Raw genomic sequence first — 23,940 nt, forward strand, 5'->3', positions numbered from 1 at the left:
CAATACACGAGCATATGAAATTATACACCATCGACACAGGTTTCTTCAAACTGGATGGCGGCGCCATGTTTGGCGTTGTACCCAAAACACTGTGGAACAAAACGAACCCTGCTGATGAAAACAATCTGTGTACCTGGGCCATGCGCTGCCTGCTCATTGAAGACGGCAACCGCCTGATACTGATCGATAACGGTATCGGCGATAAACAGGACGCTAAATTCTTCAGCCACTATTACCTGCACGGCGATGCCACCCTCGATAAATCCCTTGCGGCACACGGCTTTCATCGTAATGACATCACAGACGTGTTTTTAACGCACCTCCATTTTGATCATTGCGGCGGTAGTATTGTACGGGAAGGCGATAAGCTGGTGCCTGCCTTTAAAAACGCCACCTACTGGAGCAATGAAGACCACTGGAAATGGGCTACCGTGCCCAATGACCGGGAGAAAGCATCTTTCCTGAAAGAAAACATCCTGCCCATCCGGGAAAGCGGTCAGCTGAAATTCATCGCCCATCAGGAGGGCGTTGCTTTTACCGATCATATGAGTATCCGCTTTGCCAATGGCCATACCGACGCCATGATGCTGCCCCAGATCCGGTATAAAGACAAAACCATCGTATATATGGCCGATCTGCTCCCGTCTATCGGGCATCTGCCGCTCCCTTATGTGATGGCGTACGATATGTTCCCACTGACCACCCTTACGGAAAAGAAAAAGTTCCTGCAGGAAGCGGTAGACAATCAGTACGTATTGTTCTTTGAGCATGATCCTGTCAATGAATGCTGTGTACTGCAAACCACCGAAAAAGGTATCCGGGCAGGGGAAACATTTGCCCTCAGCGCCCTGTAGCACTGTCACTATGTCATTGCCCACAGCCCCGCATCATTTTTGATCAACATACATCATGGCTATACATATTACACCGGACAATAAACTAAAAAAACTGATCGTTGTTGGCGATCGTGTACTGATTAAGCCAACAACACCGCACGACCGTACCAAAAGCGGATTATACCTGCCTCCCGGTGTGCAATCCAAAGAAAAGGTACAGAAGGGATATGTGATCAAAACCGGTCCTGGTTACGCTATTCCTGTTCCCGTGGAAGACGAGGATTCCTGGAAGCCGGAAGAGGATAAAGTGAAATATATCCCCTTACAGGCCAAAGAAGGCGACCTCGCTATCTTTCTGCTCAGTGGTTCCACAGAGATAGTATATGAAGACGAAACATACTTCATTGTGCCACAGGGAGCCATCCTGATGCTGGAAAGAGAAGAAGACCTGTGATCATTTACAGATTTTGATATGTTGATATTTGGTTCCCGCCCGCTGGGCGGGATTTTTTATGGGGATTAATTTAAATATAGGGAGATGAATTCCGCCTTGCAGGCGGGATTTTTTGTTTATATTATCGGAAGATTATATTTCGTTCCGGGTATGCAAACTGCCATCCAACGGCAGCGATTGCAGCCTGTTTTTGTTATCTTCATAAAAAACAATTTACACCATGGCCAATCAAGAAGCATTTCTGGAGTCCATTAAGAACGGCTATACATTTAAAGGCGAGCATTTCAAGTTAGGATGTGCTATGCTGGATGGTGAAGTGATCAGTGGAGCAGATGTATTCCTCCCTCTGAAAACCATGAACAGGCATGGTTTGATCGCCGGTGCCACCGGTACCGGTAAAACCAAGACCCTGCAGGTGATCGCCGAAGGCCTCAGCGATGCCAGCGTTCCCGTATTACTGATGGACATCAAGGGAGACCTTAGCGGTATCGCTGCTGCCGGTACTGACAATCCCAAGATCCAGGAACGGTACCAGAAAATCGGCGGCTCCTGGTCACCCGCCGCATACCCTTCTGAACTGCTGTCCCTCAGCAACGAAAAAGGTGTCCGCCTGCGCGCCACCACCAGCGAATTTGGCCCCATACTGCTGTCCAAAATACTGGAACTGAATGATACACAGGCAGGCCTCGTAGCCATGCTGTTTAAATATTGCGACGATAACAAGTTCCCGCTGCTGGACCTGAAAGACTTCAAAAAAGTGCTGCAATTCGCTTCTGATGAAGGCAAGACAGAACTGGAAAAAGATTATGGTAAAATATCCACCACTTCCACCGGCACTATCCTGCGCAAAGTGATAGAGCTGGAACAACAGGGCGCTGATCTCTTCTTCGGGGAAAAATCATTTGAAGTAGATGACCTCATGCGCATCAGCGACGATGGCCGCGGCGTAGTCTCCATCCTGCGGGTGGCCGATATCCAGGACCGTCCCAAACTCTTCTCCACCTTCATGCTCAGCCTGCTGGCAGAACTGTATGCCACACTGCCTGAAGAGGGGGACCTCGACAAACCCAAACTGGTGATGTTCATCGATGAAGCGCACCTGATCTTCAATGAAGCCAGCGACGCGCTGTTGAAACAGATCGACACCATCATCAAACTGATACGCTCCAAAGGCGTGGGCATTTTCTTCTGTACCCAAAACCCTATGGACATCCCGGCTTCCGTGCTCGGACAACTGGGCCTTAAAGTACAGCACGCCCTGCGCGCCTTCACCGCCAACGACCGTAAAACCATCAAACAGACAGCCGAAAACTATCCGTTGTCTGACTTCTATAAAACGGATGAACTGCTGACACAGATTGGTATCGGCGAGGCGCTGATCACCTGTCTCAACGAAAAAGGCGTACCTACGCCGCTGGCCGCCACTATGCTGGTATCTCCACGCTCCCGTATGGACGTGCTCACCGACGCGGAGATAGATGCCCTCGTCAATAATTCCAAAATGGTGAAGAAATATGCCGAGACCATCGACAACGAAAGCGCCTATGAAATACTGACCGCCAAACTGCAGGAGGCAGCTGAAAAAACAGCGGCAGCCGCCAGTTCCGGCTCATCAGGCACCGGCAAACAAAAAGAAGAAAAAAGCCTGCTCGAACAGGTAATGGGCAGCTCTGCCATGCGGCAGGCAGGTCGTACAGCCGCCAGCGTTATCACCCGCAGCCTGCTGGGCGCACTGGGCCTCGGCGGCAGAAGCAAGAAGTCAATTTTTTAGTAGTTGCGCCAACCGGTTAGGATTGACAAACAAGGATTTGTACGGAAAAACTGATCGTTTTTTTATACTTTAATCCGGAATAATACTAACCGGCCGCTCGCCGATTTAAACGATAATTATGAGTAAAGTGATCAAAACGGGCATCTGCTCCTTCGGCATGTCCGGACAAATTTTCCATGCGCCATTTATATACGTGAACCCGGGCTTTGAATTCACCGCCGTAGTGGAACGTAGCAAGGACCTGGCCAGACAAAGATATCCTAACGTAAAAGTATATACGTCAGTCGCCGATATGCTGGCAGATAAGGAGCTGGAACTGATTGTTGTAAACACGCCCAACTACACCCACTTCGAATATGTGAAAGCCGCGCTGGAAGCAGGCAAGAACGTGATCGTAGAAAAACCTTTCACCGTTACGGCCGCCGAAGCGGAAGCCCTCATTGCGCTGGCGAAAGAGAAAAAACTGCTGCTCAGCGTATACCACAACCGCCGCTATGACAGCGATTTCAAAATCGTTCGTAAAGTACTTAACGAAGGCCTCCTCGGCGATGTCCTCGAAGCAGAAATCCACTACGACCGCTTCAAGGAAGAGCTCAGCTATAAAAAACACAAAGAAGTGGCCAATCCCGGTACCGGCAGCCTTTACGACCTCGGTTCACACCTGATAGACCAGGCGCTGCAACTGTTCGGTTTTCCCAAATCTGTTTGGGCTGATATACGGATCATCCGGAAAGATTCCGTTGTAGACGACTACTTTGAACTGGTACTTTTCTACGACACCCTGCGTGTACGCCTGAAATGCAGCTATCTCATCAGAGAAGCGCTGCCGTCCTATCAGATCCATGGGCGCATCGGCTCTTTCATCAAAACAAAATCCGACATACAGGAAGCGCAACTGCAAAGAGGCCTGCTGCCCAATAGTCCGGACTGGGGCGCCGAAGCGCCGCATGAATGGGGACTGTTGCATACTACTATCGACGGAAAAACCGTGAAACAATACCTCCCCGGCACCAGCGGCAACTACATGGACTATTATCAGGGCATCTATGAAGCCATCGCCAACAATGCGCCCAACCCGGTAGACCCGAAAGATGCGGAAAATGTGATCAGAATTATTGAAGCAGCCTTCCAGAGCAGTAAAGAAGGCCGTGTAATTTCATTATAATATTGGGCCATTTGGTTATTTGATTATTGAAGGATGGTAGGTATCCTTCAATAATCAAATAACCAAATGCTTTAATGACTAAATGCAGAGTTTCCCCTCCTCATCGCGGCGCAACAGCCCTTCTTCATTCATGAACTGTAACACGGCCATCAGATCGCTTCTGCGGATATCAGGCAATTGCTGGTACAATTCCGCAAACAGCAGCGGTTTATCTTTCAGTATTCCTGTAACGTTGTCAGCTATACGTTTAAACGATGCAGCATCCGGCGGGGATGATTTTTTCTTCAGGCATACATCACAGATGCCACAAGGCGTTGCGTCCTTCTCGCCAAAATAAGCCACCAGCTGCTGCGTACGGCAAGTATCACTGTTACGGGCATACGCAAACATAGCCGCCAGCCGGTCGGCATATATCTTTTTACGTACTTCCACCCGCGCCATATTGATACGCAGATTGGATGCCGACACCCTTTCCTGTAGAAAGCAGAGCTGTGGCTCGTCACGCCGGGCGTGATAATGGATAATGCCATATTGATGCAACTGTTGCAATAACGCAGCAATATCATCGTCCTCCATATACATGATCCTTCCTATCTGTCTTTCGTATATCGGCACAGCGTGATCAAAAATACCTTCATAGGTACGCAGCAACACCTTAATGATCTCTTCCAGCGCGGGATACGCATTTTCAAAAGCGTACAGCGATTCTTTATTGGTCACGAATTCCACCCGGGAAGGCAAGAACACGCTTTCACTCAATTGCAGCACCTCTTCCTGTTCCAGCAGTTTGATAGCGCTGTACACCATCGTCAGGTTGAGCTGGAAAGTGCGGGCAAAATCATTGATATCAAAATCAAAATAAACGCCTTCCGCGCTGCCTACCGGCACCTGGAGATAGTTCACCACGCATTGGTACACTTCCCGCACCTGTTCCAGCGTTGGGAACTGCAATGCGATGCGCTCCTGCATTTCAGCCAGTTCCTCTTCGTTGTACAGTAATACGGCATAGGCTTTTTGTTCATCCCTGCCTGCGCGGCCGGCTTCCTGGTAATAGGCTTCCAGGCCATCGGGCATATCGTAGTGTACCACGATGCGCACGTCCGGTTTATCGATGCCCATACCGAAAGCGTTGGTACAAACCATTACCCGGTTTTCATTATTGATCCAGGCTTCCTGCCTGGCGGCCCTTTCGGCCTGCGGCAGGCCGGCGTGGTAGTAACTGGCAGATATGCCCTGCAATTGCAGGAGGTCTGCTATTTCCCTGGTACGCTTGCGGTTGCGGCAATACACGATGCCACAGCCGGGCACGCGGTCCAGTATATGTTTTACTTTATCGATTTTAGTGGCCTCTTCCAGCACACTGTAGGAGAGATTGGCACGGGTGAAACTTTTGATAAACACTTTAGCCTCCTTCATCAGGAGCTTATCGCAGATGTCTGTCTGTACTTTGGGCGTGGCAGATGCGGTAAGTGCCAGCACCGGCGCCTCGGGGAAATAACTCCGGATATCTGCTATTTTCAGATAGGCAGGACGGAAATCGTATCCCCACTGGGAAATACAGTGTGCTTCGTCCACCGCGATCAGGTTCACTGGCAGGCCATCGCAATAGGTTTGAAACAGTTTACTTTGCAGTCGTTCAGGAGATACGTACAGGAATTTACATCCTCCTCTGCGGGCCGCTTCCAGCACACGTTCCACGTCTTTGTACAACATCCCGGAATAGATAGAATACGCCGTGATGCCTTTCTTTTTGAGGTTGGCCACCTGGTCTTTCATCAGGGCTATCAGCGGTGTGACCACGAGGCACAGCCCCGGTTTCATCATAGCCGGCACCTGGAAACAGATGGACTTGCCGCCGCCGGTAGGCAACAGCGCCAGTGTGTCCTGGCCTGCCAGGATATTGCTGATAATATCTTCCTGTAATGTGCGGAACTGGTTATAACCCCAGTATTGCTGCAATATGGCTACGGGTGTGCTCAAATTTTTTCGCTGAATAGTGCGTTCGCAATTTACTATTTACGACGCACTTACCACCCGTTTATACCGCAACCGGACAGAATTGACGGCCAGCACCACATCGGAGAGGCCCATCACACCGGCGCCCACAATAGGATTGAGCAATCCTAGCGCAGCTACCGGAATAGCCACCACATTGTAAACAAAGGCCCAGAAAAGGTTTTGTTTAATGGTAAGGTACGTGTGTTTTCCCAGTCCCAGCGCCAGCGGCAATGAGCCCAGGTGATTATTGAGCAGCACCACATTAGCGCTTTGCATGGCCACCTGTGTGGCGTCGCTGAGAGAGATGCCGATAGTGGCTTTGGAAAGTGCCGGTGCATCGTTGATCCCGTCGCCTACCATGGCCGTAGGGGACTGTCGCACGAAGCGGTCTATCTGCTCCAGCTTTTGTTGTGGCGACTGTTCGGCATATACCTCCGTGATGCCCAGCGCTGTGGCCAGTTCCCGGCATTTGCGGGCAGTATCGCCACTGAGCAGCACCGGCTGGATACCAGAGGTTTTCAGCTGCTGAATCACCGCCGCCGCTTCGGGACGGATTTCATCGGCAAAATCGAGCCATCCCATGAGGATGCCGTTGCATACCAGATAAAGGTTATGGCTATCATCATCTGTAAGTCCAGCTGCCATGCGGAAAGAGCCCAGCTCCCATTCATTACCTTCCTTGTCTTTGGCCCGCATGCCCAGTCCCTTGTGTTCGCGCACCTGCTGTAACGGCACTTCTCCTGCGGATTTCCACATAGCGGCCACAGAACGGGCAATCGGATGGGAAGAATATTTTTCCAGGCTGTAAACGATTTTACGGAAAGTCAGGTCTTCCATCGTGGTATGGTAGTGACGAAGGGTCAGCTTACCGGTGGTAAGTGTTCCTGTTTTATCGAATACAACGCGTTTGATGTCTTTGAAAAGCTCCAGGGTATGGCCTCCTTTGATCAGGATACCGTTGCGGGCGGCGCGTCCCAGGCCCACCATCACTGCTGCCGGCGTGGCCAGCCCCATCGCGCAGGGACAGGCTATCACCAGAACGGCTATACTGCGCATCATGGCAGTGCCGAAGGTAGTGTGACCGATAAAATACCATCCCAGGAAGGTAACGACAGCGATGCTCAGCACCAGCGGCACAAAGATGGCGCTGATACGGTCAGCCAGCCGCTGCATGGGCGGTTTGTCACTCTGGGCCTGTTTGACCAGCTCTATGATGTAAGACAGCACAGTGTCTTTACCTGTAGCGGTGATGTATACTTTGATACTCCCGTCTTCCAGGATGGTGCCGCCAATGACTTTATCTTTTTCTTTTTTGCTGACAGGATCGCTTTCCCCGGTGATCATAGATTCGTTGATATGACCGCTGCCCCAGTAGATGGTGCCGTCCATCGGTATTTTGTCGCCGGTATTGACCAGCACACAATCTCCCGGGCGGAGTGTCCGGTTGTCTACTTCATGGATATGTTCATGGCCATGGTCGGTATTGATGAGGCGGGCCATGGTGACCTGCATGCGGGCCAGTTCCGTGATGGCGGTAGTGGTTTGTCTGACTGATTTTTCTTCAAGCAGGTTGCCCAGGAAGACAAGGGTAATAATGGCGGCCGTGGTTTCGAAGAACAGGTAATCGGGGTTGCCGTTTACCAGGGCGCCGATGACACTGTAAATGAAGGCGGCTGAAGCGCCGAGGGTTACCAGCACGTCCATATTGGCCATGCGGTTCATCAGGGATCGGACAGCGCTCTTACCAAAATGCCACAGCCCGGTGATAAATACCGGTAGCGTAAGCCAGAACTGTGTCCATGGGTTATGCAGCCAGTGCCAGTCCACCCACATATGCAGCAACAGTGGCAGTGTAAATATTAAGCAAAAGAAAAATTTAAAGGTCAGGGTTTGGTAAACCGGTATCCTGGCCGGTGCCTGGTCGGGCAATACCACACGGAAACCGAGGTCGTTGATACCATTCAGCACTTCCGCCGAATCAGCGCCGGCCGGGGCAATGAAGCTCACCTCTTCCGTAGCGAAGCTGACATTGATATTTTCCATGCCTTTTTTCTCGAGGTATCGGGACACACTGAGCGCACAATTGGTGCAGTGCATGCCTTCCACCTTGCAACTTACTGATGTCATGGTGTTTCCTTTTTTCCGGTTACAAAATTACCCTATGACGCGCTACGTCCATCAAATATTAATGCAACAGCGTATAGATTTAACATATCCCTGCGGCGGCGAAAAACAGCCATAAATCGCTACATTTGCCTATGCAATGGACATTTACGCTGGAACAGCTGCCGGACGTAGCCGGTGCTTTCTGGAATTATTTTGGCGATAAGCAGGTATTTACGCTCAATGGCCCCATGGGTGCCGGTAAAACCACGATGATCAAAGCTTTATGTGCGGCCAAAGGCGTAGCCGACGCCACCGCCAGCCCTACTTTTTCCATTATCAACGAATATGGTTACCAGGACCCGCAGGGAAAAGCCCGCCGTATTTATCATTTAGACCTCTACCGTTTGAAAGATGAAAACGACGCGATCAGCGCCGGCGTGGAGGACACGCTCTACCAGGACGCCATCAGCTTTGTGGAATGGCCTGACGTCATAGCTCCCCTCCTGCCACCGGACACCATCCACCTTCAGCTGGAGGTGCTGCCTGACCAAAAAAGGGTGCTGCGCGAAATTTCCGCATCTGACAAATAGTGTATCTTTACAAATACAGAAAAACAATATTGACCGTTTTATGGAGCAAAGGCAAAAACCTGTAGTGAGTGCTGGCTTTACTTATTCACCACTGGAAGAAACGCTGGATATCCCACAAAAAAATTCCCGTTTATTCATCGGTATACCCAAAGAAAACTCCTTCCAGGAAAACCGTATTGCCCTGACGCCCGACGCGGTAAGCATCCTGGCTGCACACGGACATCATATCGTGGTGGAACATAAAGCCGGCGACGGTTCCCACTATTACGACACCGACTACTCAGAGGCCGGCGCTGAAATCGTTTACGATAAAAGGGAAGTCTTTAAGGCAGAGATCATCGTTAAATCAGCCCCGCTGAACGATGAGGAAATAGAGCTGTTACATCCTCACCAGATTGTTATCTCCCCCATCCACCTGGCTGCGCTGAAAGCGTTGCAGGTACAGAAGATGATGGACAAACGTATCACCCTGTTGTCTTTCGAAAACCTGAAAGACGATGCCGGCACCTATCCCATCGTAAGGGCGATGAGTGAAATTGCCGGCGGCGCTGTGATGCTCATTGCCGGTCAATATCTGAGCAATGGCAACAAAGGCAAGGGCATCCTGCTGGGCGGCATTACCGGTATCCCGCCTACCAAAGTGGTGATCATCGGCGCTGGCATCGTAGGCGAATTCGCCGCCCGTACCGCCATGGCACTGGGCGCATCCGTGAAAGTCTTCGACAATAACATCTACAAGCTGAAAAGGCTGCAAAACAATATAGGCGTACGGGTATTTACCTCCGTTATACAGCCTAAAGTGCTGGCCGAACAACTACGCAATGCCGACGTGGCCGTAGGCGCCCTCTCCTCGCAGAGCGGCCGTACGCCCATCGTGGTGACAGAAGCCATGGTCAGCAATATGAAGGCCGGCTCCGTGATTGTAGATGTGAGCATAGACCGCGGCGGCTGTTTCGAAACCTCTGAAATCACCAGCCACGAAAACCCGGTCTTCAAGAAATACGACGTGGTACACTATTGTGTTCCCAATATCCCCTCCGGCTTTGCCCGCACTGCCTCCGAAGCTATCAGCAACGTGCTGATGCCCCTGCTGGTGGAAGCAGCCGATGACGGCGGCTTTGAGAACCTGGTGTGGATCAAGCGCGGCGTAAGAAACGGGATCTACCTGTATAAAGGCGCGCTGACCAATTACCACCTCAGCGAAAAATTCAAGCTGAAATATACTGACCTGGAACTGTTACTGGCAGTCAAAGGGTAACAGGTCTGAAAGATAAAAGCGAAGCGCCGGTGATATGATATCACCGGCGCTTCGCTTTATAATGAATGAGAAATTATAATTTCTTGCCCATCAGGATGGCGGCAATGATGATGCCCCCCACGATGATACGATAGTAGCCCCACATCTTAAAACCGTATTTTTTGAGGGTGCCGATGAAGAATTTGATCGCCAGCATGGCCACCACAAAAGCTACGATATTGCCTACCAGCAGCAGCTTCAGGTTTTCCGGATGCGCCATCAGCAACTCTCTGCCTTTGAGCAGCTTATACCCTGTGGCGGCAGCCATGGTAGGTACGGCCAGGAAGAAAGAGAATTCGGCCGCTTCGCTGCGGGTAAGCTTCTGCTGCATACCACCGATGATGGAGGCCGCACTGCGGCTTACGCCTGGTATCAGTGCCAGGCATTGGAAAAACCCGATGCGCAGGGCGGAGAATATGCTGATTTTCTCATCGGAATCAATTACCGGATTACGGAACCAGTTGTCCACAAACAGCAGCACAATACCTCCCAGGAACAGGGTAATGCCTACAGTCAGCGGACTTTCCAGGAGTTCATCAATTTTATCGCTGAAGAGATACCCGGCAATAAGGGCAGGCACTACGGCCACGGCCAGCTTCAGGTAAAACTGAAACCTGTTTTTATCGAAAACAAGGAATTTCCGCCAGTACAATACCACCACGGCCAGAATGGCGCCCAGCTGTATCACTACTTCAAACAGTTTGGTAAATTCATCTTTGTTGATACCCAACAGGGAGCTTACAATAATCATATGCCCTGTGGAGGAAATAGGCAGAAACTCAGTCAGCCCTTCCACAATGGCGATAATGATGGCATGGAAGAAGTTCATTAAAAACAAGTATGGTTAAAATGTGATAAAAAAAGCGATGAGGGCATCATCGCTGTTATAATATGATTGTTGGCTCAAATTATTCTTTTGTTTTGGGGCGTGCCATGATGGCGTATACCTCTATCAGCAGGCCCAGTACAATCACAATGGGCGCCAGGGTGATACGACGGAAGCTGTACACCTCATTCACATCGAATGTATTGGGATCGTTGCTGTTTCCACCCATCATCAGGAGGAATCCGATCACAACTACTATAATCCCCGCTAACATGTACTTGTAGTTTTCTTTAGGAAAGATAGGCCGGCTGTCGGTCACCTGGGTATCTTTTGTCACAGTTGATCTGAGCGTTTCTTTAGCCATAGTGTTTATTTGTTAAGATGATGATGATATTGCATTAATAAAGATCGTCCAGTTTCAGCCGCAGGTATTTCATTACAGAGCGATGGGTACTGAACAGGGAGATAGCGATACCCACTACGATCATGCCCAGGAAAAGCAGGGCGATCATCATGTTGTCACGTAATCCATTCAGCTCCGGCAGCGCTTTGTCAGCAAAGGACAGGATGCCCACGAGGCCGGCGATGGCTATCAGCGCGCTGATAGCGCCGTTGGCGATACTACGGAGATCGAACGGCTTGGCGATAAACCAGCGGGTAGCGCCCACCATCTGCATGGTCTTGATCAGGAAACGGTTGCTGAACATGGCCAGACGGATGGTATTATCGATCAGGAAGATGACCACCAGCGCCAGCAGGCAGCTGATAATCAGGATCACCATCCCTATTTTATTGACGTTTTCATTCAGTTTCTGCACCAGGCTGCGCTGATAGGATATCTCCCGGACAATGTTCTGCTGGGTGAGATTGTTTTCGATGACCTTCAGGCTGTCTGTGTTCACATAGTTGGCGTTGGCCTTGATATTGATGCTGGCATACAGCGGATTGTACTGCAACAGCTGGATGAAATCTTCGCCAAAATCCTTCTTAAAGCGGTCTGCCGCCACGTCCTTCGATACGTATTCAATGGATTTGATATACGGTTTGTGAGCAATGGAATCACGGAGGGCCAGTGCCTGGTTCTCTTTCACATTATCTCTCAGAATCACCTGAATTTCAATGTTTTCCTTGAAATACTTGCTGAGTTTGCTGGCATGGATGACCACCAGGCCCAGTGTACCCAACGAAAACAATACCAGCGCTACCCCAATAATGGAGTAGATATAGGACGGTTTAGACTTCTTTGCTGATGATTTCCCGGATTGCGCCATTAATCTTGCAGTTTATCGGCGAAAATAATAAAAATTAGTAGTTATGTGTTTAATTTTGCCAGTCCAACCTGTCACCGGCAGCAATATATGTTAAGAAAACGGCAATATATAAAGATGTTGGGGGATGTCATTGCTGTATTAATATTTTTAACATTATTTTGCCGAAACGGCATCAACCGGTTTTAAATTTATAACTGATAACGCGCAAAACCCCGGATGTATTGTTTTACATCCTGATGGTTATCGCTCATCTACATTGAGATATGGAATACAATTTCAGGGCAATCGAAAAGAAATGGCAACAGCAATGGAAGGAGTCCCACGCTTATAAGGTAAGCAATGACAGCCCCAAGCCCAAATGTTATGTGCTGGACATGTTCCCCTACCCCTCCGGGGCGGGCCTGCATGTGGGCCACCCGCTGGGTTATATTGCAACGGACATCTATTCACGCTATAAAAGGCTAAAAGGCTTCAACGTACTGCATCCTATGGGATACGACGCCTTCGGCCTGCCAGCGGAACAATATGCCCTGGAAACCGGTCAGCACCCTGCAGTGACCACCGCCCAGAATATCAAAGCGTTCCGCGAACAGCTGGACAATATCGGTTTTTGTTATGACTGGGACCGCGAAGTAAATACCAGCGACCCGTCTTACTATAAATGGACACAATGGATTTTCCTGCAACTGTTTGAGAGCTGGTACAACCGCCTCAACGCCAAAGCAGAGCCTATCAGCACCCTGACCGCCATCTTCGAACAGGAAGGCAACAGCCGTCATGCCTGTCCGGGCGACCGTCAGCGCACCTTTACCGCTGCCGAATGGAAAAGCTATACCGAAAAGGAACAACGGGAAGTGCTGATGCAGTACCGCCTCGCCTTCCTCGACTATGCCGAAGTGAACTGGTGCGCTGCCCTGGGCACCGTACTGGCCAACGACGAAGTGATCAACGGTGTGAGTGAACGCGGCGGCTTCCCTGTCGTGAAAAAGAAAATGCGCCAGTGGTTCCTGCGTATCACCGAATACGCCGATCGCCTGCTCACTGGCCTCGAAACCGTTAACTTCAGCGACGCCATGAAGGAAATGCAACGCAACTGGATCGGTAAGAGCCAGGGCGCCGAAGTGACCTTCTCCCTGAAAGGCTCCAGCCACACCATCGAAGTATATACCACCCGCCCGGACACCATCTTCGGCGTGGACTTCGTGGTAATTGCGCCGGAACATGAACTGATACAACAGATCACTTCCGCAGAACAAAGAGCCGACATCGACAAATACCTCGAATACGTGCAAAGCCGCTCCGAAAGGGAACGTATGGCAGACGTGAAACAAATCACCGGCTGCTTTACCGGCGCTTACGCCATCAACCCGCTCAACGGCCGTGAAATACCGGTATGGACCGCAGAATACGTGCTGGCAGGCTACGGCACCGGCGCCGTAATGGCCGTGCCCTGCGGCGACCAGCGTGACTTCAGTTTCGCCCGCCACTTCAACATCCCCATCACCAACATCATCGGGGACGCGTTCAACGGCGAAGAAGCCAATCCCACCAAGGACGCCAAACTGCAAAACAGCGGCTTCCTCGATGGTATGGACATGAAACCAGCCATGGACGCGGTGATCAACAAACTGGAAGAAATGAAGATCGGCAAACGCCAGATCAACTTTAAAATGCGCGACGCCGGCTTCAGCCGCCAACGCTACTGGGGCGAACCATTCCCGATAGTATTCAAAGACGGCGTGGCCTACCCGCTGGATGAAAAAGACCTCCCACTGGAACTGCCGCACGTAGACCAATACAAACCAGGCGAAGAAGGAGAAGGCCCGCTGGCCAATATCACCGACTGGGTTAACGTGGCGCCCAATGTAAAACGCGAAACCAACACCATGCCCGGCTATGCCGGCAGCAGCTGGTACTTTCTGCGTTATATGGACCCGCATAACAGCACCACTTTCGCCGACCGCAAAGCCACCGATTACTGGAACCAGGTAGATGTGTACGTTGGCGGTACTGAACATGCAGTAGGGCACCTGCTCTATTCCCGTATGTGGACCAAAGCCCTCTACGACCTGGGCCACATCGGTTTCGATGAACCTTTCAAATCACTGATCAATCAGGGAATGATTGGTGGCAGCTCCAGACTGGTATACCGCATCCGCGGCACTCAGCAGTTTGTTTCCCATGGCCTGAAAGACCAGTATGAAACAGATCCGCTGCACGTAGACGTGAATATCGTAGACGGCCTGGAACTGGACCTGGAAGCCTTCAAAAAATGGAAAGCTGATTACGCTGATGCTACCTTCATCCTGGAAGATGGGAAATATATCTGCGGCGTGTTGTTGGAAAAAATGAGCAAACGCCTGTTCAATACTGTCAACCCGAATGATCTGGTGAACAAATTCGGCGCTGATACCTTCCGCATGTACGAAATGTTCCTCGGACCGGTAGAACAGTCCAAACCATGGGACACCAAGGGCATTGAAGGGGTACACCGTTTCCTCAAAAAGCTGTGGCGCCTGTTTGCAGACGAAAACAAAGGGCTCATTGTCACCAACGACGCTCCTACGCCGGAAGAGCTGAAAATACTGCACAAAACCATCAACAAAATTGATGGTGATACCAGCAGCTTCTCTTATAATACAGCTGTCAGCCAGTTTATGATTTGTGTAAACGAACTGGCCACCCTGAAATGCAGCAAACGCGCCATCCTGGAACCAGTGTTGATATTGCTGACTCCTTATGCGCCGCACTTCGCTGAAGAACTGTGGCACCTGTTAGGCAATACCACCAGCATCCTCGACGCCGCCTATCCGGTGTACGATGAAAGCTATACCAAAGAAAGCACCTTCAACTACCCCATCGCGGTAAACGGTAAAACCCGTACTGAAATGGGCCTCCCGCTGGATGCAGACAACAGCACGCTCGAAAAAGAAGTGCTGGCCAGCGAAGTAGTGCAGAAATGGCTTGATGGCAAACAACCGAAAAAAGTAATCATCGTAAAAGGCAGAATGATCAACGTGGTAATATAATCGCATAATCATCTCCCGACAAAAAAAGCGCGCAAAGCCATGGCCTTGCGCGCTTTTTCTTTATAATACACTTAGATGCCCAATATAAACCATCCGGTGATAAAAGCCACCAGCATAATGATAAACCCCGACAACAGCAATGCCAGCCCCTCCTCTTTGTCTTCCGATATCAGCAACATCACGCCTACAATGCCGTAAGCCAATACCAGCAATCCTAATAGGATCCCTGCTGCCTCCAGGTTATCACCTCTGCCGATACCCAACGCTATGAAAAAAATCAGCAATGGTATAGCAGCAAGGTAACCGGTCTTCCACCAGAAGTTGCGCATAAGCATCGTTTTTAAACATGGCTAGTGAACTCCGGCCAAGATAAGTCCACAGGTAGACAAACCTACCAACATAATAATACCCGCTGCCAGCACCAATGCCTTGCCGGCTTCCGCATTTGGCCTTGAAAATACAGCCAGCAATACGCCCACCACGAAATAAGCAGCCACCACAAACATCAGCAGCAAACCGGCACCCAGGATTCCTTCATCGCCGGAGAGCGCCATCACCAAAGCAATTGACAGTGGTACACCCAACATCCACAACAGCTTTTGAACAAAAGGTTTCATATATAACGTTTATGACTGAACGGATTCTCTTTCCTCCTGTAATGTTTTCAGATAGGCTTCTTTATCATCCCGGTAAAACAGGTTCATCGTTTCAAACGGAATAATCCGGCCGTCTTTATGTACAATATGCACACAGGACTTTTTAATGGCACGCACGTCAAAGTCATATGCATCAATAAACCGCATGATCACGATCCGGAACAGGTTGTTGTAATCCAGTCCGGGCGCCTGTATCTGTGGCAGGCAGCACAACAGTGACTGCATATCACAAACTGCCGCGTCCGTGGAGATACCGGTACTGAAAATTTTCAGCACATGCTGGTGCAGCTTCTCATCCTGTTCATATACAATAGTGTTTTTGCTATTGTTCAGCAATACGGCCGGGTCCACAAAACGGGTGAGCGGGAATGTCTTTCCGTCTATTTTCAGCGCGTAGGCCATGGCCAGTGCATCCGGGTTACAGGGAACCGGGATGATATCATGCTCGTTAAAAATGGGCGACTGCTCCAGTATCCGCTGACGTACTTCCGTCAACGTTATACGGTCGGTAGCCGGGTCAAAATCATCTGTGCGGCCCGCCACCTGTACCGGCTGAAAAGTAACGCCCCTTACGCACCGCTGTTGCAGGGCATAGTCAATGATGCTTCCCATCTCATCTTCATTGACGCCACGTTGCAGCGTCACCACCAGCGTGGTGCTGAGATTGACTTCATTCAGGTTTTCAATCGCCTGTTTACGGGTTTCGGTCAGATCTTTTCCCCGCATGCGTTCCAGCGCTTCCGGCCGGAAGGAGTCGAACTGCAAGTACACCTCAAAGTCAGGCATGTACGTTGCAAGCCGGGCGGTAAATTCCTTGTCCTTCGCAATACGTATCCCGTTGGTATTGATCATCAGGTGGCGGATAGGTTTCCGCTTCGCGATGTCCAGTATTTCAAAAAACTGCGGATGAATAGTCGGTTCGCCGCCGCTGAGTTGCACTACGTCGGGCTGGCCTTCATTATCCACGATGATGTCCAGCATCCGCTCTATCTCCTCCAGCGTACGGTGCCGCCCATAGTGAGGTGAAGACATGGCATAACAGGTAGGACAGGTAAGATTGCAGCGGTCCGTCACTTCAATCACCGAAAGGCAGGAATGCTGCTCATGGTCCTGACAAAGTCCGCAATCATATGGACAACCATAATGCGTGCGGGTGTTGGTTTTCAGCGGTGCTTCCGAAGGTTTGTTATAGTTCCGGGTATTTTTATAGTAGTCGATGTCTGTAGCGATCAGTACTTTTTCCCTTCCATGCGTGGGACAGTTCTTCACCATAAATACCTTGTTGTCTTCAAATATAACTTTCGCGTCTACACGTCGCAGGCAAGTGCTACAGATGCTTACCGTAAAGTCGTAATACGTGTAATTTTTCTCAGGCATATTGTTTCTCAATTAATCGTGATGGGAAAATAATAACGGGGGCGTAATAAATCAGTCCGGCCAGGCACGCCAGTTGTATAGCACCAAGGCCGAAAGGGAACCGGTAGCCGGGCTTGATAAAATCGAGCAGGAAACGGAATAATAAATATCCGATCATGAATAGTTGAAAGCGGGCGCCGCTCACCAGCCGGTAACGCCGGCCCACTATACGCAGCAACTGCCACAGCGTCAACAGGAAAACAATTTCATATAATGCCACCGGGTGCCGCATCAGGCCATCTCCCAGGTCCATCCCCCAGGACAAAGCAGTGGGCACTCCGTAAGTCTCTTCATAGATGCCCATGCTGAAACAACCTATACGGCCAATGATCATGGCCAGTATCAGCGGATAAGTAAACAGGTCGCCGGTTGATTGACGCTCCCCTACCAGCTTTTTGATGGTTTCCACCCCTATCAATCCTCCCAGCAGTCCACCTACAATGGTTTTATTCTGGTAGATATATAACAGTGGATTCGCAGCATGTAACAGCCCGGGAGGGTTCTCCAGTGCGCCCAGCAGACGGCTGCCCAACAAAGCGCCAAAGGTAGCGCCAATAACAGACCAGATACGGTTGTTACTGTCTACCTGGTCGCCCTGGCGCCGCCGCAGGAACAGGAAATACCGGAAACCGATGAACATGCCCAGCGTCTCCGTTATCACATGCAACGGAAGATGAAGAGAAGCAACAGACACATAGACAGGATACACCACGGGGCAACTGATTATTTTATACACAAATTAATATTTATATTTAGATGTACAGTTTAAGCTGACAAAATATGTTACAGGAGGTATTAAAACAACACCAATCCGCCTTCCACCCGGTGATCACGCTGCTCCAGCCCGACGAACAGCTGCTGGTCATGGACTTTACTGCCAATAATACGACCCTCACCAAACCTGTGCTGAACAATATAGACCGGTTCTGCCGTTACATTACCCGTACCCTCGCCTCCGGCGGCTGCCGGCTGGGCATCGGCGGTTATAATGAGCACCGCACCATCTATGCCGTAAGCCCGCATTTTGATGCCGGAGAAGAGCCACGCAGGCTTCATCTGGGCATCGATATATGGGGGCCTTCCGGCACGCCTGTGTCTGCACCGCTGAAGGGGCATGTGCACAGCTTTCGTTTCAATGACCACTTCGGGGACTATGGCGCCACCATTATCCTGCAACATCAACTGGACGGCTATACGTTCCATACGTTGTACGGCCACCTGAGCATTTCCAATCTGCAGGGGCTGTACGAAAAGATGCCCATAGCGGCCGGACAGCAGTTCGCCTGGTTTGGCACCCCTGCCGAAAATGGCGGATGGCCTCCACATCTGCATTTCCAGATTGTGACGGACATGATGCATTACCGCGGCGATTATCCCGGTGTATGCCGTTACAGTGAGCGTGACAAATACCTGCAAAACTGCCCCGACCCCGATCTTATCCTGCAACTGAACCGTAACACCCACGGATAAAAAAAGGCCGCCGGTAAATACCGGCGACCTGCTTTCGATGGTTGGTTTTAGTTTTTCCTATTTCGAGTTTTGCTGTAAAGACTTATTGTAAGCCAGTGCTTTCACAGAAAAAGGCATGATCCACATGAGTGATTCCGGCTTGATGGAATAGGTGTTGGTCCCTTCCAATTTGGTGATGGTAGCCTTATACTGCGGGTCATTATTGAAGCGGCGATAAGTAAGGTATGGCAAACCAGTACCGCGGTATTCGCATAACAGGTCGCGGCGTATCAGGCGGATGGCTTCTTCCGTGGTACCAGCCGTTACATCGGTATACACAGCCGGCAATATGCGCTTACGGCGAACGGTATTCAGCGCCGCCATAGCTTCGGCAAGTTTACCATTGCGCGCCAGGCATTCCGCTTTCACATAATACATTTCCGGTGTACGGATACCGCCTACGTTCACGTTGTCTGTTCTTCTGTACGCCCAGATCGTTTCTCCGTTGGCGCCCAGGCTCCTCGGAGCGAGGTTCACTATGCGGCGCACATCGCCATTGTCGAATTGTGCAGAATCAGCATAACGCACGGAAGAAGCATAAAAGCCCTGGTTCTGTACGATGCTCCCGCCGTAATGGAAAATGTAATTCTCCGGACTGGTGAATTCAAACTTCGGTACGGTAACGGAAGTCACAGGTTTATCAAATATTGTTTTGTTGTCATTATAGTACCCGATGTAGTCAAACAGCGCGCTGTTTTCGGCGAGTGCCAGGTCAGCAAAAGAGGCAGCCTCGCTGTAGTTTTTCATGAACAGGTGTACACGGGACAGAAAAGCATAGCCTGCGCCTTTGCTGGCATAGTAGCCGTTCTCCGCTACTTTGGGCAGGTCCGGCAAGGCAGCATTCACATCTTTCAAAATAAAATCATAAATCTGCTGCACAGACAACTGTTTCGGTTGGTCTTCCGTATCTCCGCTGATATTAAAAGGCACACCCGGATCAGTGCCTGCGGTAGCCGCATCATACATTTTAGCATAGGACGTGATCAGGTAAAAATACAACATACTACGACCGATACGCGCCTGTGCCACCAGCTGCGCCTTTTCCGCAGCACTGCCGGTAGTAGCATCGGGCACCTTGTTCACCAAAGTATTATAGATAAAAATACCAGCGTAGGCACCGTTATAAGCAGCGTCGTCAACGATCAGCTCTGCCCGGCTTTTGTCTTCCTGCCAGTTAAAATTGATGTTAGTGAGATTAATGGACACCTGTTGCTGCAACGGTGTATAAAACTCGTTGGCCACCAGGATTTGATTGGTATAGTCAAATGTGTGGACAGCTTTGCTTTCCATTAACGGCTTATAGTCGGCGAGCGTTTGCGGGACCTTCTCTCCCTTCGGCACGATCTCGAGGTATTTTTTACAGCCGGCAGCCCCTATCATCAGGCTTCCTCCCAAAACAAACGGCAAGATCTTTTTCATATACATATCTTTTGTGCTGATGATAATTAAAGTGTGATGTTAAACCCTGCATTATAAGCAGGCATAACGGGCAGGTAACGGCCTCCTGTACGCAGGCTCCAGGCTTCGGGGTCTATCCCCTGGCCATTAAAGCCGATGTAGAAAAGGTTATCTGCCTGAAAACGTACACGGGCATCGGCCACCTTTATCTTTTTAATCCACTGCTTTGGCAACGTATAGGTTAATGCCAGGTTACGCGCTTTGATGTACGAAGCACTCACTACGTTCTGGTCACCATAACGGTAATAAGCGCTGCGGAAGCTGGCTTTCCGCGGATCATATTCCCACGAAATACGTGGTACATTGGTGTACAATTCGTCCCCTGGCTGTTTCCATACCTTATCAGCCACACCACTGATAACATCAGCATTGTTAGGCAAATTTCCAATAACAGTAGCATCGCCGCGCATCACATTGCCCAGGTGGTAAACGAACATAAAGGAGAACTGAAAGTTGCGCCAGCTGATATTATTAATCAAAGCGCCGCTGAAAACCGGCACCAGCGAACCACTGTACTGCGCGATGTCAGGATTGGTCACAGCTGCGTTAACAGCCACCCCATCAAGGCCGTAAATCATCGGCTCCCCATAATTATTCAGACCTGCATAAGGGTAGCTGTACAGGCTTTTATAAGGTTTGCCCTGCAGGAAATTGGTACCTGCATCGCCGTCGGAGATAAGTGCGGAAGCAGTGCCCGGTTTCAGGTCTACCCGGGTGACTTTGTTTTTGTTGAAAGCGCCGTTGATGGTCACATCCCAGCCAAACTTACGTTGACGAATGATCTGTCCTTTCAGCATCAGTTCCACACCGTTGTTCTGCATAGCGCCATTGTTGAGTATGGCCGAAGCAAAGCCCAGCGCAGGATCGATCGTTACAGTAGTCAGCAGGTCGTCGCTTTTCTTTTGATACACATCGATAGCGCCGCTCAGACGGTCTTTCAGCATGGCAAAGTCAACGCCGAAGTTGGTGGTGGTAGTTCGCTCCCAGCGCAGATTAGGATTCGGCGGGGATTTAATGGAACCGGTCTGGTTGTTGGTCAGCGTATTAAGTCCGTAAGTCACGGTCATAAAAGGACCGGATTCCTTGGACACGTTACCGTTGATACCATAGGACGCACGCAGTTTCAGGAGATTGATCCAGGAGATATGCTCCATGAATTTTTCTTTGCTCATGATCCAGCTGCCGCCGGCAGACCACAACGGGCGGTACTGATAAGCCGGATTGGTGCCAAAGAGATTGGAGAGATCATACCGGATACTGCCGCTCACCATGTATTTATCATCGTAGGTATAGCTGGCATTTCCATAAAAGGAGAAATAACGGTTGATCACCTCTCCTTTTGTCAACAGGTCTTTATAACTGTACAATCGTCCCTGGTGCCTGTTAAGGCCTGTCATACCGGTCATCAGCTCGGTGACATTATTGACCGGTACATACTGTAATGTCAGCGGGTCATAGCCCCACATGGCCATGAAATCGCGGTTGTTTTTCACTTCCCGGGTTTCAGAACCGGCTATGGCCACAATTTCATGTCTGTCGAATGACTTGTTAAAGTTGACCTGGTTACGCAACGTATAGGCGCGCAGGTAGTTGTTGAAAGTACGGAAACCATTGCCCTGCGGGAATTTATTAGCCACATTACCTTTTGTATCGAGGTAGGTGAAGCTGTTCATTTTATCCCGCATATAGTAAGATTCGGCGTTCAGCAACTGTTCGGATTTGCCGTTGTTTTTTTCGTACTGGAACATGCCCTCATAGGTCAGCCAGGGACGGATGCGGGCGTTCAGCTTACCGTAAGCGCGTGTTTTGATATCGAGCTGGCGTACCTGGTTATAATTTTGTTCGTCCTGTAATATTCTATCGGGAGAATAGAGATTGTATTTTTTATAATCGGCTGCTTCGTCCGGCAGCAGGCTGTTACGCAGTGGCAACGGGTTACCGTTTGCGTCAAAGATGGGCTCAAACGGCAGCTGCCCGTTGATCATACTGGTGAGGGATATCGCATCCGAACCCGGACCTTTGGAATCGCCATAGTTGAGGAATATGCCCGCTTCGGCAGTCAGCCATTTGTTGACCGACAGTATATTACGGAGATTCAGGCCGAGTGATTTATTGTTGTCATTCCGTTGATAACCCTGGTCATTCCGGAAGGTGGCCGAAAAGTTGAAAGTATGGCCGGCAGTGGCTTTGGAAAGAGACAGGTTATATTGCTGATTGGCGGCAGGGCGTAATAACTTCAACAGTTGATTGTTATAGAGGTCCATACCGCGCAACTTGTCCATGCCGGCATCCGCCTGTTCACGGGTAATTTTTCCTTCCGCCAGTTGCAGCATGATATCTACTGCCGGGGTGATGGCGCCGGCATAGTTGCGCAGACGGTTGGCTTCCTGCAGGGGGTTTGCCTTATAGGCGGGGTCATTATCGAAGTAATTGTAGGTAAGGTCTATCAATTCGCTGGCACTGGCTTTACGCAAATAGGAAAGATCGTATTTAGGCTTTACTGCAAAATCACCGGAGAAGTGAAGGCGGGTGGTACCTGCTTTGGCTTTTTTAGTAGTCACCACGATAACACCATTGGCAGCACGGGCGCCATAGATAGAGGCTGCCGCCGCGTCTTTCAGCACTGTGATGTTTTCAATATCTTCCGGGTTGATGTTAGGAACAGATTCACGCAGCGCCCCGGTACTGATATCATAGTAGGTGTTTTCCACCGGGAACCCATCGATCACATACAGCGGTGCGCTGTTGGCCATAAAGGTACTGGTACCGCGGACGCTGATGCTGCCGTTATAACTCACCAGGCCGGGCAGGTTACCTTCCAGCACCTGCGACAGGCTGGAGATACGGCGTTTTTCGAGATCGGCAGCCTTCACTGTGGAAAATGCGCCGGTAGCCCTTTCTTTGGAAAGTGTCTGGTAGCCGGTCACCACTACTTCGTCCAGTGTTTTGCTCTCGAGATAGATGTTCATCGAGGCCGCCGGGCCCAGGGGCACCCGCTTGCGTTCCATGCCTGCGTAAGTAAAGATCAGGGCCTGGGCGTTCATAGGTACTGCGATGATGTAGTAGCCGCTGTTGTCCGTTACCGCCCACTTTCTGCCGCCTTCCAGCTGGATCGTTACACCGGGAAGGGGTGTTTCGGATTTATCTTTGACCAGACCGCTGATGGTGCGCAGATCTTCATCAGCAGCAATCGCTCCGGGGGCAAGGGTTTCCACCTTTTTCCCTTTTTGCTGCCGGGCCACGATGGTGTAATGGTTTTTATCTACATACAAAAACAACAACTCTGCCGGGTACAGAATTCGCTTCAATACTTCTTCCACCGGGCGGTCTTTCAGCGCTTCCACCACAACATTGGTAGTTCTGTTTTTCAGCAGGTCGCCTTCATACATGAAGGTGGTGCCGTAGATGGCTGTTACCCTGTCCAACGCATATTTTACCGGTATTGCCGCCGCTGTGCGGACAACCCGTCCTTCCTGTGCAAACGCACAGACGCTGGTGAGTAACAGTACGCATAGGTACAGGGAGCCCCGAAGGCTTTGTCTGGTACAAATCCTCATT

19 protein-coding genes are annotated in these 23,940 nt (G+C 50.3%); 8 read left to right on the forward strand and 11 right to left on the reverse strand.

Going from position 1 to position 23,940, the window contains the following annotated elements:
• Positions 1-14 precede the first annotated feature (14 nt).
• From ACTJJS_RS12380 to ACTJJS_RS12395, 4 genes are all read left to right on the forward strand, one after another.
• On the forward strand, positions 15-854 hold the full coding sequence (locus ACTJJS_RS12380; protein ID WP_440663903.1) for an MBL fold metallo-hydrolase: 840 nt from the start codon (positions 15-17) through the stop codon (positions 852-854).
• A 55-nt stretch (positions 855-909) separates the two neighbouring features.
• A complete protein-coding gene (locus ACTJJS_RS12385; RefSeq protein WP_440663904.1) occupies positions 910-1,290 on the forward strand; it encodes a co-chaperone GroES in 381 nt (126 codons plus the stop codon).
• A gap of 220 nt (positions 1,291-1,510) precedes the next feature.
• Positions 1,511-3,061, forward strand: coding sequence for a helicase HerA-like domain-containing protein (locus tag ACTJJS_RS12390; protein ID WP_440663905.1), 1,551 nt, complete (start codon positions 1,511-1,513; stop codon positions 3,059-3,061).
• A gap of 118 nt (positions 3,062-3,179) precedes the next feature.
• On the forward strand, positions 3,180-4,226 hold the full coding sequence (locus ACTJJS_RS12395) for a Gfo/Idh/MocA family oxidoreductase (protein ID WP_343744815.1): 1,047 nt from the start codon (positions 3,180-3,182) through the stop codon (positions 4,224-4,226).
• A gap of 78 nt (positions 4,227-4,304) precedes the next feature.
• Here the strand turns inward: ACTJJS_RS12395 and ACTJJS_RS12400 are convergent, their stop codons facing one another.
• A complete protein-coding gene (locus ACTJJS_RS12400; RefSeq protein WP_440663906.1) occupies positions 4,305-6,206 on the reverse strand; it encodes a RecQ family ATP-dependent DNA helicase in 1,902 nt (633 codons plus the stop codon).
• A gap of 36 nt (positions 6,207-6,242) precedes the next feature.
• Positions 6,243-8,351 (reverse strand): heavy metal translocating P-type ATPase, encoded by a 2,109-nt coding sequence (locus ACTJJS_RS12405; RefSeq protein WP_440663907.1) that lies wholly within the window; start codon positions 8,349-8,351, stop codon positions 6,243-6,245.
• A gap of 131 nt (positions 8,352-8,482) precedes the next feature.
• Between ACTJJS_RS12405 and tsaE the strand changes: the two genes are divergently transcribed.
• Positions 8,483-8,920 (forward strand): tRNA (adenosine(37)-N6)-threonylcarbamoyltransferase complex ATPase subunit type 1 TsaE, encoded by a 438-nt coding sequence (gene tsaE, locus ACTJJS_RS12410; protein WP_168871347.1) that lies wholly within the window; start codon positions 8,483-8,485, stop codon positions 8,918-8,920.
• Between the two features lie 40 nt (positions 8,921-8,960).
• Positions 8,961-10,178 carry an alanine dehydrogenase gene (locus ACTJJS_RS12415; RefSeq protein WP_168871346.1) on the forward strand — a complete coding sequence of 406 codons (1,218 nt, stop codon included), beginning with the start codon at positions 8,961-8,963 and terminating at the stop codon, positions 10,176-10,178.
• Positions 10,179-10,251: 73 nt separating this feature from the next.
• On the opposite strand, the gene ACTJJS_RS12420 is transcribed toward ACTJJS_RS12415, so the two are convergent.
• From ACTJJS_RS12420 to ACTJJS_RS12430, 3 genes are all read right to left on the reverse strand, one after another.
• The gene (locus ACTJJS_RS12420) at positions 10,252-11,046 is read right to left on the reverse strand and encodes an undecaprenyl-diphosphate phosphatase (RefSeq protein WP_440663908.1); all 795 of its coding nucleotides are present in this window, start codon (positions 11,044-11,046) and stop codon (positions 10,252-10,254) included.
• Positions 11,047-11,125: 79 nt separating this feature from the next.
• The gene (locus ACTJJS_RS12425) at positions 11,126-11,407 is read right to left on the reverse strand and encodes a DUF3098 domain-containing protein (RefSeq protein WP_168871344.1); all 282 of its coding nucleotides are present in this window, start codon (positions 11,405-11,407) and stop codon (positions 11,126-11,128) included.
• A 34-nt stretch (positions 11,408-11,441) separates the two neighbouring features.
• Positions 11,442-12,314 (reverse strand): cell division protein FtsX, encoded by an 873-nt coding sequence (locus tag ACTJJS_RS12430; RefSeq protein WP_168871343.1) that lies wholly within the window; start codon positions 12,312-12,314, stop codon positions 11,442-11,444.
• Positions 12,315-12,577: 263 nt separating this feature from the next.
• On the opposite strand from ACTJJS_RS12430, the gene leuS reads away from it, so the two are divergent.
• On the forward strand, positions 12,578-15,343 hold the full coding sequence (gene leuS / locus ACTJJS_RS12435) for a leucine--tRNA ligase (protein WP_440663909.1): 2,766 nt from the start codon (positions 12,578-12,580) through the stop codon (positions 15,341-15,343).
• Positions 15,344-15,414: 71 nt separating this feature from the next.
• On the opposite strand, the gene ACTJJS_RS12440 is transcribed toward leuS, so the two are convergent.
• From ACTJJS_RS12440 to ACTJJS_RS12455, 4 genes are read right to left on the reverse strand one after another with little or no spacing between them, the layout of a single operon-like run.
• On the reverse strand, positions 15,415-15,672 hold the full coding sequence (locus tag ACTJJS_RS12440) for a hypothetical protein (protein WP_168871341.1): 258 nt from the start codon (positions 15,670-15,672) through the stop codon (positions 15,415-15,417).
• 21 nt (positions 15,673-15,693) lie between these two features.
• Positions 15,694-15,960, reverse strand: a complete 267-nt coding sequence (locus ACTJJS_RS12445) for a hypothetical protein (RefSeq protein ID WP_168871340.1) — start codon at positions 15,958-15,960, stop codon at positions 15,694-15,696.
• Between the two features lie 9 nt (positions 15,961-15,969).
• Entirely contained in the window at positions 15,970-17,376 is a 1,407-nt protein-coding gene (locus ACTJJS_RS12450; RefSeq protein WP_440663910.1) for a radical SAM protein, read from the reverse strand.
• Positions 17,369-18,151: a prolipoprotein diacylglyceryl transferase gene (locus ACTJJS_RS12455; RefSeq protein ID WP_440663911.1), complete on the reverse strand. Its 783-nt coding sequence runs from the start codon at positions 18,149-18,151 to the stop codon at positions 17,369-17,371. The genes ACTJJS_RS12450 and ACTJJS_RS12455 overlap by 8 nt, the downstream gene beginning before the upstream one ends.
• Positions 18,152-18,195: 44 nt before the next feature.
• On the opposite strand from ACTJJS_RS12455, the gene ACTJJS_RS12460 reads away from it, so the two are divergent.
• On the forward strand, positions 18,196-18,885 hold the full coding sequence (locus ACTJJS_RS12460; RefSeq protein WP_440663912.1) for a peptidoglycan DD-metalloendopeptidase family protein: 690 nt from the start codon (positions 18,196-18,198) through the stop codon (positions 18,883-18,885).
• Positions 18,886-18,942: 57 nt separating this feature from the next.
• Here ACTJJS_RS12460 and ACTJJS_RS12465 read toward each other — a convergent pair whose 3' ends face one another.
• Both ACTJJS_RS12465 and ACTJJS_RS12470 read right to left on the reverse strand, forming a co-directional pair.
• The gene (locus ACTJJS_RS12465; RefSeq protein ID WP_440663913.1) at positions 18,943-20,343 is read right to left on the reverse strand and encodes a RagB/SusD family nutrient uptake outer membrane protein; all 1,401 of its coding nucleotides are present in this window, start codon (positions 20,341-20,343) and stop codon (positions 18,943-18,945) included.
• Between the two features lie 26 nt (positions 20,344-20,369).
• Positions 20,370-23,939, reverse strand: coding sequence for a SusC/RagA family TonB-linked outer membrane protein (locus tag ACTJJS_RS12470; protein ID WP_440663914.1), 3,570 nt, complete (start codon positions 23,937-23,939; stop codon positions 20,370-20,372).
• Position 23,940: the final 1 nt, after the last annotated feature.

Origin of the sequence: Chitinophaga sp. 22308 (genome assembly GCF_052045305.1) — a bacterium.
Taxonomy (GTDB): Bacteria; Bacteroidota; Bacteroidia; order Chitinophagales; family Chitinophagaceae; genus Chitinophaga; species Chitinophaga varians_A.